This is a genomic window from Simplicispira sp. 125 (assembly GCF_003096555.1).
In the GTDB taxonomy this organism is placed as follows: Bacteria; Pseudomonadota; Gammaproteobacteria; order Burkholderiales; family Burkholderiaceae_C; genus Simplicispira.
Window position 1 is genome coordinate 3,062,883 of sequence record NZ_QEKM01000001.1, and the last position, 16,002, is coordinate 3,078,884.

Consider the following 16,002-nt stretch of genomic DNA (forward strand, 5'->3'; position numbering starts at 1 on the left):
GCCCATGCCGCAATCGACCCGCCCCATGGGCGCCATGGACCTTTTCAGCGCCCTGGCCGTGGTGGTGATCTGGGGACTGAACTTCATCGCCATGAAGTGGGGCTTGCTCCACTTCACGCCGTTCCAGCTGGGCGCCGTGCGCTATGCGTTTGCCGCGCTGCCCATGGTGCTGCTGGTGCGTGCGCCGCGCCTGCACTGGCGCTGGGTGTTGCTGTTCGGGCTGTTCCAGGGGGTAGGGCAGTTCAGCTTTGGGTTCTTTGCCCTCAAGCTGGGCATGACGGCGGCGCTGGCCAGCGTACTGATGCAGACGCAGGTGTTCTTCACCGCCCTGTTCGCCTTTGCCGCGCTGCGCGAAACCCCCAACCGCCCGCTGCTGCTGGGCATGGGGCTGGCCGCCATCGGCTTGGCGTGCTTCGGCATGAACTTCGTGGGCCCGCAGACCGGCGGCGCGGGCGGTGCCACGCTGATCGGCATCGTGCTCACCTTGTGCGCGGCGGCGTCGTGGTCGGTGTCCAACATCATTTCGCGCCTGGCGCTCAAGGCCGCGCCGGGGTATGACCCGCTGTCCTTCGTTGTCTGGAGCAGCCTGGTGCCCATACTGCCGTTTGCAGCCCTCTCGGCCCTGACGGACGCTAACGCCAGCCAGTGGCTGCACCTGCAGACCTGGGCCGCACTGCCCGCGGTGGCCTGGGGCTCGGTCGCTTACCTGGGCTGGGCCGCCACCATCGTCGGCTACGGCCTGTGGACCCGGCTGCTCACGCGCTACCCGGCCAACCGCGTGGCGCCGTTCAGCCTGGGGGTGCCGGTGGTCGGCCTGGCCTCGGGTCTGCTGGTACTGGGCGAGGTGGTGACGGCCTGGCAATGGGCGGGCACGGCCTGCGTAGTGGCTGCGCTGGGCTGCGTGGCACTGGGGCCGCGGTTTGGTATGAAATAGCGTTGTAACGCTTATAAGTATTACGCAAACAGCTATCAAAAATAAAGCACACATGACCTCACTTCTTCCACCCGTTGCCTCCAGCCTGCAAGACCGCCTGCGCGCCGCGCAGCCTTGCCTGTGGACCCATTCGGGCCGCAGCGCCGCAGTGGAGGCGCAACTATCGGTGGGCACGGCGATGGTGGGCGTACAAGACATACAGGCCGCCAGCCAACGCTTTGCACGTTGCGCCGGACTTTTGGCCACACTGTTCCCCGAGCTGCAAGCCAGCGGCGGCGTGATCGAGTCGCCCTTGGTTCCCACACCCGCCCTGGGCCGCGCCCTGGGGTTGGCCCCGCAGGCCGGTGCCCTGTGGGTCAAGTGCGACCACAGCCTGCCGGTGGCCGGCTCCATCAAGGCGCGCGGCGGCATCCACGAGGTGCTGGAGTTTGCCGAAGGGTTGGCACTGCAGCACGGCCTGCTGGCGCCGGGGGACGATTGCAACGCCCTGGCAACGCCCGCCGCACGCGCCCTTTTTGCCCGCTACCAGGTGGCCGTGGGCTCCACGGGCAACCTGGGGCTGTCCATCGGCGTGGCGGCGTCCAGCCTGGGCTTTCGCGCGGCAGTGCACATGTCTGCCGACGCCAAGGAATGGAAAAAGGAGCGCCTGCGCCGGCGCGGCGTCGAAGTGGTGGAGCACACGGGTGACTACGAAAAAGCCGTGGCCGCAGGACGCGCCCAGGCCGCAACCGACCCGTTCTGCCACTTTGTGGACGACGAGCGCTCGCTCTCGTTGCTGCGCGGCTACAGCGCTGCGGCCCCGGCGCTGCAGGCACAACTGGCCCAGGCAGGGGTGCGGGTGGATGCCACACACCCACTGTTCGTCTACCTGCCCTGCGGCGTGGGCGGCGCACCGGCGGGCATTACCTTGGGCCTGCGCCAGCTGTTCGGGCCGCATGTGCACTGCTTCTTTGCCGAGCCGGTGCAGTCGCCCTGTTTTCTGGTGCAAATGCTGACCGGGCCGCACGACCACCCCTCGGTTTACGACTGGGGCCTGACCAACCAGACCGAAGCCGATGGCCTGGCCGTGCCCCGGGCCTCGCTGCTGGCCGCGCTGCTGATGCAGCCGCTGCTCTCGGGCATCTACACCGTGCAGGACGCCACCTTGTTCCAGCACCTGGCGCTGGCGCACGACACCGCCGGGCTGCGCATCGAACCCTCGGCGGCCGCGGGGTTCTCGGGCCCCGGCATGCTGACCGGCACTGCCGAAGGCCGCGCCTGGCTGCAGGCACAAAACCTTGCACCCCACATGGCGCAGGCCACCCACCTCGCGTGGACCACGGGCGGGCTGTTGGTGCCCGATTCGGAATACGCTTTGTTTCTGCAACGCGGGCGCGCGCCGTCACCAGCGGCCAGCATCCCACCACCCCAGGAGGCTCCCCATGGAAACGCTTGACTTCGCCATCATCGGCGCCGGCATGGCCGGGGCCAGCGTCGCCTGGCAGCTGGCTGGCCAGGCCAGCGTGCTGCTGCTGGAACGCGAGTCGCAGCCCGGGTACCACACCACGGGCCGATCGGCTGCGCTGTTCATGGAGACCTATGGCACACCGCAGATACGGGCGCTGACCCGCGCCAGCCGCACCTTTTTTGAACAGCCTCCCCCCGGCTTTTGCGACAGCCCCATCCTCTCGCCGCGCGGTGTGCTGTTTGTGGCGGCGCCCGATCAGCTGGACCAGCTGGAGAACACCTGGCAGGAACTGCACGAGCACTCCCCCAGCCTGCAGCGCCTGAGCCCCGCCGAACTGGTGGAGCGCGCACCCTGCCTGCGCCTGGAGGCGCTGGGCGGTGGCCTCGCCGAATCCGGCGCGGCCGACATGGACGTGCACGGCCTGCACCAAGGCTACCTGCGCGGCCTGCGCCAGCGGGGCGGCACGGTGCGCACCAACGCCGAAGTGGTGGCGCTGTCGCGCGCGGACGGGCTGTGGACAGTCACCCTGGCCGACGGCAGCCGCGTGCAGGCGCGCACCGTGGTCAACGCCGCCGGAGCCTGGGCCGATGTGGTGGGCCAGATGGCGGGGGCCGCACCCATTGGCCTCACGCCCTGCCGCCGCACGGCCTTCACCTTTTCGGCACCCGACGGCCTGGACCTGCCCTCGCTGCCCGCCATCATTGCCGTGGACGAGAGCTTCTACATCAAGCCCGACGCGCGCCAGCTGCTGGGCTCTCCGGCCAACGCCGACCCCATGCACCCGCACGATGTGGCGCCTGAGGAGATCGACGTGGCCACGGGCATCTGGCACATCGAGCAGATGACCACGTTCCAGATCCGCAGGCCGTCGCACACCTGGGCGGGGCTGCGCTCCTTCGTGCCCGACGGCGACATGGTGATCGGCTGGGACGGCCAGGTCGAGGGCTTTTTCTGGGTGGCCGCGCAGGGCGGCTACGGCATCCAGAGCGCGCCGGGCTACGCGCTGCTGGCGCGCAATCTGGCCCTGGGCGAGCCCCTGGACGCCGCGCTCGCCGCGCAGGGTGTGGAAGCAGCGGCGCTGTCGCCCCAGCGCATTCGCTAGCAAACAAGGAGCACTTAGCGCTCTACCACATTGATTTTTAGATAAAAAGTAATCTGAAAATCAATGTATACAAGCGCAACAAGCTCCTTTTTTTGAAGCAACCTCAGGGTATCGCAGCCTGCAGCAGGTCGCGCGTGCGCTGCGCCTCATGCCGCGCAGCGGCTGCAAAATCGGCGCCGTTGCTGGCGTACAGGATGGCGCGGGACGAGTTGACGATGATCGGGCCATCAGGCCGCCAGCCCGCGCGCACCGTGGCGGCGGCGTCGCCGCCCTGGGCGCCCACGCCGGGAATGAGCAGCGGCACCTGCGGCGCGATGGCGCGCACCCGCTCGATCTCGGCCGGGTAGGTGGCGCCCACCACCAGGCCCAGCTGGCCGTTCTTGTTCCACGGGCCTTGCGCCAGGCGCGCGATGTGCTCGTACAGCAGCGGCTGGCCGTCCACGCTGGCCAGGCGCTGGCTCTGGAAGTCGTCGCCGCCGGGGTTGGAGGTGCGGCACAGCAAAAAAGCGCCCTTGCCGGGGTAGCGCAGGTAGGGCTCGACCGAATCAAATCCCATGAAGGGCGAGAGCGTGACCGCATCAGCGCCATAGCGCTCGAACGCCTCGCGTGCGTACTGCTCGGCGGTCGAGCCGATATCGCCGCGCTTGGCATCCAGGATCACGGGCACATGCGGCGCGTTGGCGCGCAGGTGCTGCATCAGGCGCTCGAGCTGGTCCTCGGCGCCGTGCGCGGCAAAGTAGGCAATCTGCGGCTTGAAGGCGCACACCAGGTCGGCCGTGGCGTCCACGATGGCGGCGCAGAAGTCGTAAATTTTGCGTGCGTCGCCCTGCATGCCTGCGGGAAAGCGCGTGGGTTCGGGGTCCAGCCCCACGCAGAGCATGGACTGGTTGCGTGCGGCCGCACCGCGCAGCATGTCAAGGAAGGTCATGGGGGGATTTTATGCAGAGCGCTCGAAGTGGAACACGGCCGTGCCCGCCCGCGCATTGGGCAGCCAGCGCACGGTTTCGCCTTCGTGCAGGCCGAAGGAGTCCAGGATGCGCAGCGCATTCTTGCTGGCCAGCACTTCAAAATCTTTGTACGTGCCGACGCGGATGTTGGGCGTGTCGTACCACTGGTAAGGCAGGCGGCGCGTGACCGGCATGCGCCCGCGCAGCACCGACAGGCGGTTGGGCCAGTGCGCAAAATTGGGGAACGCGACGATACCCGCGCGCCCCACGCGGGCGGTTTCGCGCAGCATGACCTCGGCGTTGCGCAGGTGGGGCAGGGTGTCGATCTGCAGCACCACGTCAAACGAGTTGTCCTCAAAAATGGCCAAACCTTCGTCCAGGTTGAGCTGGATGACGTTCACGCCCCGGCGTACGCAGGCGAGCACGTTGGCGTCGGCAATCTCCACGCCGTAGCCGCTGCAACTGCGCGTGCGCTGCAGGTAGTCGAGCATGGCGCCATCGCCGCAGCCCAGGTCGAGCACGCGGCTGCCTTCGGGCACCAGGCGCGCCAGCGCCTCCATGGTGGCTTTCTCGGTCATGCCAGCTCCTTTGCAATGCGGTCGAAATAGGCGCCAACGACGCCCAGGTAGCGCGCATCGTCGAGCAGAAAGGCGTCGTGTCCGTGGGGCGCGTCGATCTCGGCATAAGTCACGCTGCGCCGGTTGTCGAGCAGGGCCTTGACGATCTCGCGCGAGCGTTGGGGCGAGAAGCGCCAATCGGTGCTGAAGCTCACCAGCAGAAAATGGGCCGTGGCGCGCGCCAGCGCCTGGGTGAGGTCGCCACCAAAACTGCGGGCCGGGTCAAAGTAGTCGAGCGCGCGCGTGATCAGCAGATAGGTGTTGGCGTCGAAGTAGTCGCTGAACTTGTCGCCCTGGTAGCGCAGGTAGCTCTCAATTTGGAATTCAATATCCTGGGTGCTGTAGTGGTAGTCGCGCAGCAGCGTGGCCGGGTCGTCGGACGGCGCTGCCTGGCCTGCCAGCAGCTCGGGCGGCCTGAGGCTGCGGCCAAACTTTTCGTTCATCACGTCGTCGCTCAGGTAGGTGATGTGGCCGATCATGCGGGCAATGCGCAGGCCGCGTTTGGGAATGGCGCCGTGGCGGTAATAGTGGCCGCCATGGAAATCGGGGTCGGTCACGATGGCGCGGCGTGCCACCTCGTTGAAGGCAATGTTCTCGGCTGTGAGGTTGGGCGCGCTGGCCACCACCACCGCGTGGCGCACCCGCTCGGGGTACTGCAGCGTCCAGGACAGCGCCTGCATGCCGCCCAGGCTACCGCCCAGCACAGCGGCCAGTTGCACGATGCCCAGCCGATCGAGCAGCCGCGCCTGGGCGTCCACCCAGTCTTCCACCGTGACGACCGGAAAGTCGGCGCCATACACCTGGCCGGTATCCGGGTTCTCGTGCATGGGGCCGGTGGAGCCAAAACACGAACCCAGGTTGTTTACACCGATGACGAAGAAGCGGTGGGTGTCCACGGGCTTGCCCGGGCCGATCATGTTGTCCCACCAGCCTTCGCTTTTTTCCTGGCCTTCGTACACACCGGCCACATGGTGCGAGGCATTGAGCGCATGGCACACCAGCACGGCGTTCGAGCGCTGGGCATTGAGCGTGCCATAAGTTTCAAAAGCGAGCGTGTAGCCCCGGATCGACGCACCGCTTTGCAGCGCCAGTGCGTCGGGGAAATGCATGAATTGGGGGACGGCAATCATTGGCATAAAAAAACCCGGTAACGCTAAAAACGGTACCGGGCGGCATGTCGGACGGTCTTTAGCTGAATTTATAAAGCGCCCGCAAGCTGTGGCAAATCGGCGCGTCGGGCAACTATAGCAAAGCTGGGGTGATCCCCACAGCGGCTGTGGGCACCTCCTGGGATGCGCGTGTTCTGCAACGCCCGGGGCCTGGGCTGAAGATTTTTGAAAATAAATATGCGGCCGCCAGGGGAATTGATTGATAATGGAACGGTTTTCTCGCCGGTAAATTCGGTTGGGACAACAGTGAGTCAGCGGTGAATGGTCAGTTTCGCGTCTTTGAAGTCGTCACAGGTTTGTTGATTGCGTCGGACTCCATCGCGTTTTTTGTTTTTTCAGGAGTCCTTCATGGGCAACAAACTTTACGTGGGCAACCTGCCCTACACTTTCCGCGACAACGATCTGGAACAAACCTTCAGCCAGTACGGCTCGGTTTCCAGCGCCAAGGTCATGATGGAGCGCGACACCGGCCGCTCCAAGGGCTTCGGCTTTGTCGAAATGGGCAGCGATGCTGAAGCCCAAGCCGCCATTGCTGGCGTGCATGGTCAAAACTTCGGCGGCCGTGACCTCGTGGTCAACGAAGCCCGTCCCATGGAGCCACGCGCTCCCCGCAGCGGCGGCTTCGGCGGCGGCGGTGGTGGTGGTGGCTACGGTGGTGGCGGCGGCGGTGGCGGCTACGGTGGCGGTGGCCGCAGTGGTGGCGGCGGCGGTGGTGGCTACGGCGGTGGCCGCAGCAGCTACTAAGCACAGCCATTGGGGGCTCTATGCCTCCATGCTGAACAAAGGAGCCTCCGGGCTCCTTTTTTTGTGTCTTGTTGTGACACAGATCGTAAAAACCCTTGCTATGTGCCCAATACCAGGGGCCATAATGCGCCAGCGGGAATGGCCCGAATCTGGTTTGCGGTGATCCTTCTGTTGTACGCATAGAGCGTCGTCGAGATAAGCTGGTTGCGTTTCCGGGACTCCATCGCTTTTTCTTTGTGTTTTTGAGGAGTCCCTCGATGGGCAACAAACTGTATGTAGGCAATCTGCCATACGGCGTACGCGACAACGACCTGGAACAGGCCTTCGGCGCCTTTGGCCGCGTCACCAGCGCCAAGGTCATGATGGAGCGCGACACCGGCCGTTCCAAGGGTTTTGGTTTTGTCGAAATGGGCAGCGATGCCGAGGCCCAGGCAGCCATCAACGGCATGAATGGCCAGCCGCTTGGCGGCCGTGCCATCGTGGTGAATGAGGCCCGTCCCATGGAGCCCCGCCCACCCCGTTCAGGCGGTTTCGGTGGCGGTGGCGGCGGTTATGGCGGCGGCGGCTACGGTGGTGGCGGTCGCAGTGGCGGCGGGGGTTACGGCGGCGGTGGCGGCCGTGAAGGCGGCGGTGGCTACGGTGGTGGTGGCCGTGAAAACGACGGTGGTTATGGCGGCGGCGGCCGCAGCGAAGGCGGATTTCGCAGCCCCTACGGTTCTGGCCCCCGTGGCGGCAGCGGTGGTGGCCGAGGCAATGGCGGCGGTTACGGCGGTGGCGGAAACAGCTACTGAGCCAGCGCTTTGCGCCACAGCAGAAAAGCTCCTTTTCGGGAGCTTTTTTCGTATTCAGCCGCCTTCCGTCTCCCGGTGCTTGCGTGGTCGACCGCTCAACAAGCGATCAAACAGCGGATTGGGCAGCAGGCGCAGTACTTTGGCAACCACACCCATTTGCCAGGGTATGACGCGGTAACTCGCACCTGCCTGGATGGCTGCAAAGGCTTTTTCGGCAAAGTCTTCGGGGCGCATGAGAAACGGCATGGCGTAGCGGTTCTTGCGCGTCAGCGGGGTATCGATATAGCCGGGGCAGATCGTGGAGACGCCTACACCGGCACCGCGCAGTTCTCCGCGCAGGCTTTCGCAGTAACTAATGATCGCAGCCTTGCTGGCGCAATAGGCGCCATGACCAGGCAGGCCCCGAATACCTGCCACGCTGCCCACCCCCACCAGCCGACCACTGCCGCGCTGCACCATGGCGTGGATGAAGGGCTGGAACGTGGCGGCAGCGCCCACGGTATTGGTGGCAAATACGCGCGCCATGGCGTCCAGGTCAGCGCGCTCGGCGGTGTCCACACCCACGCTGATGCCCGCATTGGCAATCACCACATCGGGCACACCCTGGCGTTGCATGCAGGCTTCGCCGGCGGCCACGATGCTATCGATATGCGAGACGTCTGCGCTGTAAATTTGATAGCTGCTTGCGCTTATTCCACAAGCCTCAGCCCATGATTTGATCTCTTGGGTACGGCGTGCCACCAGGGCCAGGCGCCAACCCGCACGGTGGTATCTGGCCGCGAGCGCCTGGCCAATACCGCTGGATGCACCGGTGATGAAAACAAGCGGTGGGGTCATGGGGGCTCCGGGCAGGACGCTCATCGCACGGCAGAATATTCCCCCCGAACACGACCGCGCAATTGCAGCACCTGTTCGAGGTTGTCGTATTCCATGCTGTCGGCAGTAAAGCGGTTGTTGCCGCGCGTGAGGATGACCGGCTGGTCCGAGCGTACGCGCTCGAGCTGCGGCCAGGCATGCAGAAAATTGCCTCTGAACTCCAGACGCGGCTGGGCGGCGCCCCGGGTGGGCTGCAACGGTTCACGAACCACGATGGCATTGCCGCGAAGCTGGACTTCAGAGCCGTCCGCATTGCTCAAAGCGTGGTCGGCAGTGCCATTGATCAGATGCCCGGCCGCCGTTACCGAACGCAGGCGCACGGCGTCAATTTCCAGCGTGTCGGTATCGGGGTAATGGCGCGCCACAGCACCTCGGACTTCATTTTGCAGGCGACCGTCGGCCGCGAAGCTCTTGACCGAGAAGTCCTTCATCAGGTAGTCGGGCTCGTGCCGCTCCACCTTGTCAACGCGGGGCAGGGACACCGGGGGCGCGTTGCGTACCAGCCACCAGGTACCCAGCGCCAGCAGGCCCATCAGCAGCACTGGCAGGTAGATTGACATCCGGTCCCAAGCGTGGCGCAGACCTCCCATCATGTGCAATACGACTCCAGCAAAGCAACATAGCGGCCGCTGGCCATGAGCAACAGGTCGCAGAACTCGCGCGCTGCGCCGTCCCCGCCCCGCGCTTGCGTGACATGGTGGACACTGGCCAGCACCTCGGCCTGGGCGTTGGCGGGAGCGCAGGCGAAGGCGCAGCGGCGCATCATGGGCAGGTCGGGCCAGTCGTCGCCCATGGCGGCGGCTTGTTTCCAGTCCAATCCCAGCGCGGCCAAGATGTGCTCGGCAGCGGGGCGTTTGTCTTCCGTGCCGAAAACAGCGTGCTCCACGCCCAGCGCACGCAGCCGCACACGCAGAGGCTCAGAGTCCCGGCCCGTGATCACCGCTGGCACGATACCCGCCTTTTGCAAGAGCTTGAGGCCATGGCCGTCCAGGGTGTTGAAGCGTTTGAGGGTTTCGCCCGATTCGCTGAAATACAGCCCGCCATCGGTAAGCACACCATCGACATCGAAGAAGGCCACGCGCACATCCTGCGCAGCCAGCAGCAGTTCTGGGGGAAATTGCAGTACGGGCAAGGTCATATCACCTTCGCACGCATCAAATCGCCAATGTGCACGATGCCCTGAAGCCTGCTCTCGGCATCAATGACCAGCACGCTGGTGATGCCATGGGTTTCCATCAACTCGGCGGCCTCCACCGCCAGCGCGCCAGGGACGATGCTGCGCGGGCTGGGGTGCATGACCTGCTGCGCGGTGGCGCTGCGCAGGTCGGCGCCGGCCTCGATGCGGCGGCGCAGATCACCGTCGGTGAAGATGCCCAGCACCCTGCCTTGTGCATCGACCACGGCCGAAGCGCCCAGACCCTTGGTGCTCATCTCGCGCATCAAAACACTAAAAACCGCCTCGGGCGGCACTTGCGGCACCTGGGTACCGGTACGCATCACATCGCTGACGTGGGTCAGCAGCTTGCGGCCCAGCGCACCGCCAGGGTGCGAACGGGCGAAGTCTTCGGCACGAAAACCGCGCGCATCCAGCAAAGCCACGGCCAGTGCATCGCCCAGGGCCAGTTGCGCCGTGGTACTGGTCGTCGGCGCCAGGTTCAGGGGGCAGGCCTCGCGCTCGACACTGCAGTCCAGCACCTGGTTGGCATGCTGCGCCAGCGAGGACTCCAGGTTGCCGGTGATGGCAATCAAGGGCACGCCCAGGCGGTGCAGCACGGGCAGGATGGCGGTGAGCTCGGCGCTCTCGCCGCTGTTGGAGATGGCCAACACAAGATCCTGCGCCGTGACCATGCCCAGATCGCCGTGGCTGGCTTCGGCAGGGTGCACAAACAAGGCCGGGGTACCGGTCGAGGCCAGTGTGGCGGCGATCTTGCGCCCCACATGGCCGCTCTTGCCCATGCCCATGACGACCACACGGCCCTGGAGACGCAGCATGGTCTCCACTGCACGCGCAAAACGGTAGTCCACGCGCTGGCCCAGCGCACGCAAGGCAGCCGCCTCAATGTCAAAGGTTTCCCGGGCCAGGCGCAGGGCCTGGTCGGCATCAAATGGGCGGGGGGCGCCGATGGCAGCGAGCATGGGCCTGATTCTATCGGTCGGCGCCGAAAAACCTCGGATAGCATCGGTACATGTCTTCTCTTGCCCTGACCTTGCTGTACCTGCTGGCCGCAGTGCTGGGTGTGGTCGTCTGCCGCAGCCTCAAGCTGCCGCCGATGCTGGGCTACCTCGCAGCGGGCGTGCTCATCGGGCCGAATGCACTGGCGCTGGCACAAAATTCTGAAAGCGTGCGTCACCTGGGCGAGTTCGGCGTGGTGTTCCTGATGTTCGCCATCGGACTGGAGTTCAGCCTGCCCAAGCTGCGCGCCATGCGGCAGCAGGTTTTTGGCCTGGGCCTGCTGCAGGTGGTACTGACCATGGCCGTGGCCTTTGGCGGCACGCTGGCCCTGGCGGCCTTGCTGGGCGGCGTCTGGGACGTGGGCTGGCAGACAGCCCTGGCATTGGCGGGCACGATGGCCATGAGCAGCACGGCCATCGTGGGCAAGCTCATGGCCGAACGCGCCGAGATCGAGAGCGACCATGGACGGCAGATCATGGGCATTTTGCTGTTCCAGGACCTGGCCGTGGTGCCGCTGCTGGTGCTGGTCCCTGCCCTGGGGTCGTCTCCCGACCGGCTATTGGAGGCCTTGGGTTTGGCACTGATCAAGGCAACCGTTCTGGTGGGCCTGCTGCTGACGGGCGGACAAAAACTGATGCGCTGGTGGCTCACCCTGGTGGCGCGGCGCAAAAGCGATGAACTGTTCATGCTCAACCTGCTGCTCATCACCCTGGGCCTTGCCTGGCTGACCGAGATGGCGGGGCTGAGCCTGGCCTTGGGCGCCTTCATCGCCGGGGTGCTGGTATCGGAAACCGAATACCGCCACCAGGTGGGCACAGACATCCGGCCCTTCCACGATGTGCTCTTGGGGCTGTTCTTCATCACCATCGGGATGCTGCTGGACTGGCATATTCTTTTGGAGCAGTGGGCGCTGGTGCTGGGCCTGCTGGTGGTGCCCTTGCTGCTCAAACTGGGCATCATTTTGCTGCTGGCACGCGCCATGGGGGCTACCACCGGCGTCGCCCTGCGCACGGGGCTGTACCTGGCGCAGGCAGGTGAATTCGGTTTTGTGCTGCTGTCGCTCACACAGCAAAACGGTCTGGTGCGTCCTGCGCTGATGAACCCCATTCTGGCGGCCATGGTGCTGTCCATGCTGGCCACGCCCTTCCTCATCCTCTACAGCAACCGCATCGTGATGAAGCTGGTGGCCAGCGACTGGCTGCAGCAGTCGCTGCAGATGACCACCATTGCCCGCAAGTCCATCGACACCAGCAGCCACATCATCATTTGCGGTTTTGGCCGTTGCGGCCAGAACCTGGCCCGCATGCTGGAAAAAGAAGGCATTGCCTACATGGCGCTGGACCTGGACCCCGACCGCGTGCGCCAGGCCGCAGCAGCAGGGCACTCGGTGGTGTATGGCGACGCCTCGCGCCTGCAAGCGCTGATGGCCGCAGGCCTGGTGCGGGCCAGCGCCGTCGCGATCACTTACCTCGACATCCAGTCTTCCTTGAAGGTACTGGCCAACACCCGCGCCCATGCTCCCCAGGTGCCGGTGGTGGTGCGCACGCAGGATGACAGGCATCTGGACAAGCTGCGCACGGCCGGCGCCACCGAAGTGGTGCCCGAAGCCATCGAAGGCTCGCTCATGCTGGCCAGCCATGCGCTGGCCCTGGTGGGTGTGCCCATGCGCCGTGTGCTGCGCCTCGTGCGGGACCAGCGCGATGAGCGCTACAACCTGTTGCGCGGCTACTTCCATGGTGCCGACGACGACACCGTGGCCGAACGCGACCAAGAGCGCATGGCCACGCTCACTCTGCCGCCCGGTGCGCAGACGCTGGGCAAACCCTTGGGGGATTTGGCTTTGCACGCCATGGGTGTGAGCGTGGTGAATTTGCGCCATGGCAACGGTCGCATGTCGGCCATCCAGGATGACACCGTGCTGGCCGAAGGCGACACACTGGTGTTATCCGGGCGCCCTGCCGCATTGGTACTGGCCGAAGACCGCCTGTTGCGCGGGTAAAGGACCGCAGCAGGACCACATCAGCCTGGCACCATGTCCTGCGCCGGGCCGGGTCGACCGAACAGATAGCCTTGGAACTGCTGGCAACCGTTGCGCAGCAGAAACTTGCGTTGGCCCTGGGTTTCCACGCCTTCGGCCACCACTTCCAGACCCAGGCTGTGCGCCAGTGCAATCACCGTACAGGCGATGGCTGCATCGTTGGGGTCGGTCAACACGTCGCGGATAAAGCTCTGGTCGATCTTGATCTGGTCCAGCGGCAGGCGTTTGAGGTAGCTGAGAGACGAATACCCCGTCCCAAAATCGTCCAGCGAGAAGCCCACCCCCTGATTGCGCAGCTGGTCCATTTTGGTGATGCTGTCTTCCACGTCATTCAGCAGCAGGCTTTCCGTCAACTCCAGCTTGAGCAGGCCCGGGTCGGCGCCCGTCTGCCGCAGAATGCCCAGCACCTGTTGGACATAGTCGGGATGGCGAAACTCACGCACACTCGCATTCACCGAAACACTCCACTGGCTGGTGGCCGGATGGGTGCTCCAGTGCGCCAGTTGCTCACAGGCAGACTGCAGCACCTGGCGCCCGAGGGGCAGGATCAGCCCGGTGTTTTCTGCCAATGCGATGAACTCACTGGGGAACACCATGCCCCGCTGCGGATGCATCCAGCGCACGAGCGCCTCGGCCCCCAGCACCTTTCCGTGCGCATCCACGAGCGGCTGGTAATGCAGCAGGAATTCTCCGCGCTGCAAACCCTGGCGCACATCGGCTTCCAATGCAGAACGCGCCGCAGCGGACGACTGCATGGCCGGGTCAAAAAAGCACATCGTGTTGCGCCCCTGCGCCTTGGCTTGGTACATAGCCAGGTCAGCGCGCTGAAGCAGTTCTTGCGCGGAGTGCTGGGTGCTGTGGAACATGGCGATACCGATACTGGGCGTACTGTGCATCTCACCACCCCGGAGGTCATAGGCCTGGTTGAGTGCCACCCGAATCTGCTGCGCCACGGTTTCCGCTTCGACGGCAGCATCGCCTTCCTTGCCGTGCAGGCCTTGCAGCACCACCACGAATTCATCGCCTCCCAGCCGGGCCACGGTGTCCGTCGTGCGCACGCAGCGGGCCAGGCGCTCGCCTGCCTGCGCGAGCAGCCGGTCGCCCCAGTCGTGGCCCAGGGTGTCATTGACACTCTTGAAGTTGTCCAGATCAAGAAACAGCAGCGCTCCATGGGCCGCACTGCGTTCACATGCCGCCGCAGCACGCTGCAGGCGTTCGAGCAACAGGCGCCGGTTGGGCAGGCCGGTCAACTCATCATAGAACGCCAGCCGCTCAATTTCGGCCTCGGTGCGTTTGCGTTCGGTGATGTCACGGGCCAGGCCACGGTAGCCCGCGAATCGGCCTTCACCATCAAAGATAGGCTCCCCACTGATCGACAGCCACTGCGGGTTATCGTCGTCATCGAGACGCTGCATCTCGAAGTCGTGGAACACTTCCCGCGCCTCCAGCTGGGCGCGGTGGATGCGCCACTGCGCTTCACTGACGTGGGCATGGGGAAGCTCCCAGCGGGTCAAGCCCAGGTGCTTCTGGTCTGGCATACCGCCCTGCACACGCCCTTGCAGCCGGACAAAGCGCAGTTCGGCATCCTGCTCCCAGTACCAGTCGGAGGACAGCTGGGTCAGACTGCGCCAACGCGCCTCGCTCTGGCGCACAGTCTCCTGGGCTGCCATGTAATCCGATACGTCGGTAAACGTGCGCACCAAACCGCCGTCGGGCAACATGTGTGTGCGTACTTCGAGGTAGCGGCCGGCCGGGGTGCGCCGTACATACATGGCACACAAGCCACGCTGCGTTTCACGCGGCGTCTCTGCCGCAAGATCGAAGGGGGCCCTGGCTGCAGCCAGGCCGTCGATTTCAAAAAAACTCTCTTGAAAATCACCCCGGTCCCGCTGCAGGCGTGCCAAGTCGTCGAGGTGCGGCTTGCCCTGGAGGAGTTCATCGGGCAAATTGAGCAATTCCAGGAAGCGTTCGTTGTAGATACAGACGCGGCCCTCCGGGTCCACATGGCAAATACCCTGCGCCACGCTGGCCAAGGTCAGCTCGAGCAGATGTGTCTTTTCTTCTAACGCTGCACTGGCTTGGGCCAACCGCGCCTCGACGTCTTTACGGGCTCTGTCGGCGCGTCGGGCCATTTCGAGTTGGCCTACGCTGCTGAGCAAGGGCTGCAGGAAGTCGATATCGTCGCTGCAATAGCCCCCGACCCGGTTGGCCACACCCACCATGGCGACCAACTGACCCCCAGCATGGATCGGCAGGCCCATGAAAGCCGTCAAAGGGGGATGCCCGGCGGGCAAGCCGCCGGAGCGCGGATCGGACTCCGGATGGTTGCTGATCAGGGGGTCGCCGCTGATCAGCGCAGTCCCAATGAGCGAATGCGGTTGATCAAACACCATCCCCTGCTCGGCCACTTGCGCGTAGCGCTGGCGCGAAAAATCATCCCAGCTGATGTCGCTGATAGCATGCACCCGAAGGCACGGAGTGCTGCCCGGCCGACTCTCGACCTGCCCCACCATGCCAAAAGCACTGTCGGTCAGCGCCAGCACTTCCTGCAACAAAACTTCAAAGGTGCTCCGGGGCGGGGCGCTGGCAATGAAAAGCTCCTGCGCTCGCGCAATCGCTTGCAAAAGCCGGTGCTGGCGGGCCTGCCCAGCCGACAACGCATGGCGGTCGGCGCTGCGCGCCAAGGCTTTGTCCATCTGGGCAGACAAAGTGAGAAGGTATTGCTGCGCTGCATCCTGCACCACGAAATCAGCAAATCCATGCCGCAAGGCCAGCGCCGCATGCGCCTCCTCGCCCTCGGGGATGAGGATTAAGGCCGGCGTGTCCTGCACGACGGCCAGGACATCGTAGGCCGACCCATCGGCCAGGCGCCGCGCCGTCAGCAACACATCAATGGGTTCGTGCAGAAGCAAGGCCCGGGCTTGCACCACCGTCCTGGCCCGCACCAAATGCCAGTTTTGCAAAGGTGCCCCCAACGCCAGAACCATAGCCTGGGCGCGGGCATCATTGCTTTCGATCAGCAGAACTGTGACGGGCATGGTCTGCTTTCAAGCGCGGTGCGTGCAGTCTGGCTGCGCCGCTGAGGGAAAGAGGGTGGCTTGATTATGCGAGCCCGGCTCCGTTCCTGCACGATTTTTCACATTGGCAGGACGGGTCGGTACTGT

General features: G+C 65.0%; 14 protein-coding genes. 6 read left to right on the forward strand and 8 right to left on the reverse strand.

The genetic code is table 11. The features are described 5' to 3' along the window. Window positions 1-4: 4 nt before the first annotated feature. Genes C8D04_RS14315 through C8D04_RS14325 form a run of 3 tightly spaced genes read left to right on the forward strand, consistent with a single transcriptional unit; the run spans window position 5 to window position 3,483 of the window. The gene (locus tag C8D04_RS14315) at window positions 5-934 is read left to right on the forward strand and encodes an EamA family transporter (protein WP_233521185.1); all 930 of its coding nucleotides are present in this window, start codon (window positions 5-7) and stop codon (window positions 932-934) included. A 52-nt stretch (window positions 935-986) separates the two neighbouring features. Continuing rightward, window positions 987-2,369, forward strand: a complete 1,383-nt coding sequence (locus C8D04_RS14320) for a D-serine ammonia-lyase (protein ID WP_116005455.1) — start codon at window positions 987-989, stop codon at window positions 2,367-2,369. Next, a complete protein-coding gene (locus C8D04_RS14325; RefSeq protein WP_116005456.1) occupies window positions 2,356-3,483 on the forward strand; it encodes an FAD-dependent oxidoreductase in 1,128 nt (375 codons plus the stop codon). The genes C8D04_RS14320 and C8D04_RS14325 overlap by 14 nt, the downstream gene beginning before the upstream one ends. A gap of 103 nt (window positions 3,484-3,586) precedes the next feature. On the opposite strand, the gene pyrF is transcribed toward C8D04_RS14325, so the two are convergent. Genes pyrF through C8D04_RS14340 form a run of 3 tightly spaced genes read right to left on the reverse strand, consistent with a single transcriptional unit; the run spans window position 3,587 to window position 6,183 of the window. Continuing rightward, window positions 3,587-4,411, reverse strand: coding sequence for an orotidine-5'-phosphate decarboxylase (gene pyrF / locus C8D04_RS14330; RefSeq protein WP_116005457.1), 825 nt, complete (start codon window positions 4,409-4,411; stop codon window positions 3,587-3,589). Between the two features lie 9 nt (window positions 4,412-4,420). Then, the gene (gene metW / locus C8D04_RS14335; RefSeq protein WP_116005458.1) at window positions 4,421-5,008 is read right to left on the reverse strand and encodes a methionine biosynthesis protein MetW; all 588 of its coding nucleotides are present in this window, start codon (window positions 5,006-5,008) and stop codon (window positions 4,421-4,423) included. Then, window positions 5,005-6,183 carry a homoserine O-acetyltransferase gene (locus C8D04_RS14340; RefSeq protein WP_116005459.1) on the reverse strand — a complete coding sequence of 393 codons (1,179 nt, stop codon included), beginning with the start codon at window positions 6,181-6,183 and terminating at the stop codon, window positions 5,005-5,007. The genes metW and C8D04_RS14340 overlap by 4 nt, the downstream gene beginning before the upstream one ends. A gap of 381 nt (window positions 6,184-6,564) precedes the next feature. On the opposite strand from C8D04_RS14340, the gene C8D04_RS14345 reads away from it, so the two are divergent. Continuing rightward, a complete protein-coding gene (locus C8D04_RS14345; RefSeq protein ID WP_116005460.1) occupies window positions 6,565-6,960 on the forward strand; it encodes an RNA-binding protein in 396 nt (131 codons plus the stop codon). A gap of 257 nt (window positions 6,961-7,217) precedes the next feature. Beyond that, a complete protein-coding gene (locus tag C8D04_RS14350; RefSeq protein WP_116005461.1) occupies window positions 7,218-7,751 on the forward strand; it encodes an RNA-binding protein in 534 nt (177 codons plus the stop codon). A gap of 54 nt (window positions 7,752-7,805) precedes the next feature. Here C8D04_RS14350 and C8D04_RS14355 read toward each other — a convergent pair whose 3' ends face one another. From C8D04_RS14355 to C8D04_RS14370, 4 genes are read right to left on the reverse strand one after another with little or no spacing between them, the layout of a single operon-like run. Continuing rightward, window positions 7,806-8,588, reverse strand: a complete 783-nt coding sequence (locus tag C8D04_RS14355; RefSeq protein ID WP_116005462.1) for an SDR family oxidoreductase — start codon at window positions 8,586-8,588, stop codon at window positions 7,806-7,808. A gap of 20 nt (window positions 8,589-8,608) precedes the next feature. Then, entirely contained in the window at window positions 8,609-9,220 is a 612-nt protein-coding gene (gene lptC, locus C8D04_RS14360; protein ID WP_116005463.1) for an LPS export ABC transporter periplasmic protein LptC, read from the reverse strand. Next, window positions 9,217-9,765, reverse strand: a complete 549-nt coding sequence (locus tag C8D04_RS14365; protein WP_116005464.1) for an HAD family hydrolase — start codon at window positions 9,763-9,765, stop codon at window positions 9,217-9,219. The genes lptC and C8D04_RS14365 overlap by 4 nt, the downstream gene beginning before the upstream one ends. Further along, window positions 9,762-10,763, reverse strand: coding sequence for a KpsF/GutQ family sugar-phosphate isomerase (locus tag C8D04_RS14370; RefSeq protein WP_116005465.1), 1,002 nt, complete (start codon window positions 10,761-10,763; stop codon window positions 9,762-9,764). Before C8D04_RS14370 ends, C8D04_RS14365 begins: the two co-directional genes overlap by 4 nt. 50 nt (window positions 10,764-10,813) lie before the next feature. Here C8D04_RS14370 and C8D04_RS14375 point away from each other — a divergent pair, with 50 nt between their 5' ends. After that, window positions 10,814-12,799: a monovalent cation:proton antiporter family protein gene (locus C8D04_RS14375; protein WP_116005466.1), complete on the forward strand. Its 1,986-nt coding sequence runs from the start codon at window positions 10,814-10,816 to the stop codon at window positions 12,797-12,799. A gap of 20 nt (window positions 12,800-12,819) precedes the next feature. Here the strand turns inward: C8D04_RS14375 and C8D04_RS14380 are convergent, their stop codons facing one another. Beyond that, window positions 12,820-15,876: an EAL domain-containing protein gene (locus C8D04_RS14380; protein WP_116005467.1), complete on the reverse strand. Its 3,057-nt coding sequence runs from the start codon at window positions 15,874-15,876 to the stop codon at window positions 12,820-12,822. Between the last annotated feature and the right edge of the window lie 126 nt (window positions 15,877-16,002).

Bases quoted from the DNA above. Each gene is read 5' to 3' on its own strand.
- C8D04_RS14315 (WP_233521185.1), top strand. From the start codon at position 5: ATGCCGCAATCGACCCGCCCCATGGGCGCCATGGACCTTTTCAGCGCC.
- C8D04_RS14320 (WP_116005455.1), top strand. From the start codon at position 987: ATGACCTCACTTCTTCCACCCGTTGCCTCCAGCCTGCAAGACCGCCTG.
- C8D04_RS14325 (WP_116005456.1), top strand. From the start codon at position 2,356: ATGGAAACGCTTGACTTCGCCATCATCGGCGCCGGCATGGCCGGGGCC.
- pyrF (WP_116005457.1), bottom strand. From the start codon at position 4,411: ATGACCTTCCTTGACATGCTGCGCGGTGCGGCCGCACGCAACCAGTCC.
- metW (WP_116005458.1), bottom strand. From the start codon at position 5,008: ATGACCGAGAAAGCCACCATGGAGGCGCTGGCGCGCCTGGTGCCCGAA.
- C8D04_RS14340 (WP_116005459.1), bottom strand. From the start codon at position 6,183: ATGCCAATGATTGCCGTCCCCCAATTCATGCATTTCCCCGACGCACTG.
- C8D04_RS14345 (WP_116005460.1), top strand. From the start codon at position 6,565: ATGGGCAACAAACTTTACGTGGGCAACCTGCCCTACACTTTCCGCGAC.
- C8D04_RS14350 (WP_116005461.1), top strand. From the start codon at position 7,218: ATGGGCAACAAACTGTATGTAGGCAATCTGCCATACGGCGTACGCGAC.
- C8D04_RS14355 (WP_116005462.1), bottom strand. From the start codon at position 8,588: ATGACCCCACCGCTTGTTTTCATCACCGGTGCATCCAGCGGTATTGGC.
- lptC (WP_116005463.1), bottom strand. From the start codon at position 9,220: ATGATGGGAGGTCTGCGCCACGCTTGGGACCGGATGTCAATCTACCTG.
- C8D04_RS14365 (WP_116005464.1), bottom strand. From the start codon at position 9,765: ATGACCTTGCCCGTACTGCAATTTCCCCCAGAACTGCTGCTGGCTGCG.
- C8D04_RS14370 (WP_116005465.1), bottom strand. From the start codon at position 10,763: ATGCTCGCTGCCATCGGCGCCCCCCGCCCATTTGATGCCGACCAGGCC.
- C8D04_RS14375 (WP_116005466.1), top strand. From the start codon at position 10,814: ATGTCTTCTCTTGCCCTGACCTTGCTGTACCTGCTGGCCGCAGTGCTG.
- C8D04_RS14380 (WP_116005467.1), bottom strand. From the start codon at position 15,876: ATGCCCGTCACAGTTCTGCTGATCGAAAGCAATGATGCCCGCGCCCAG.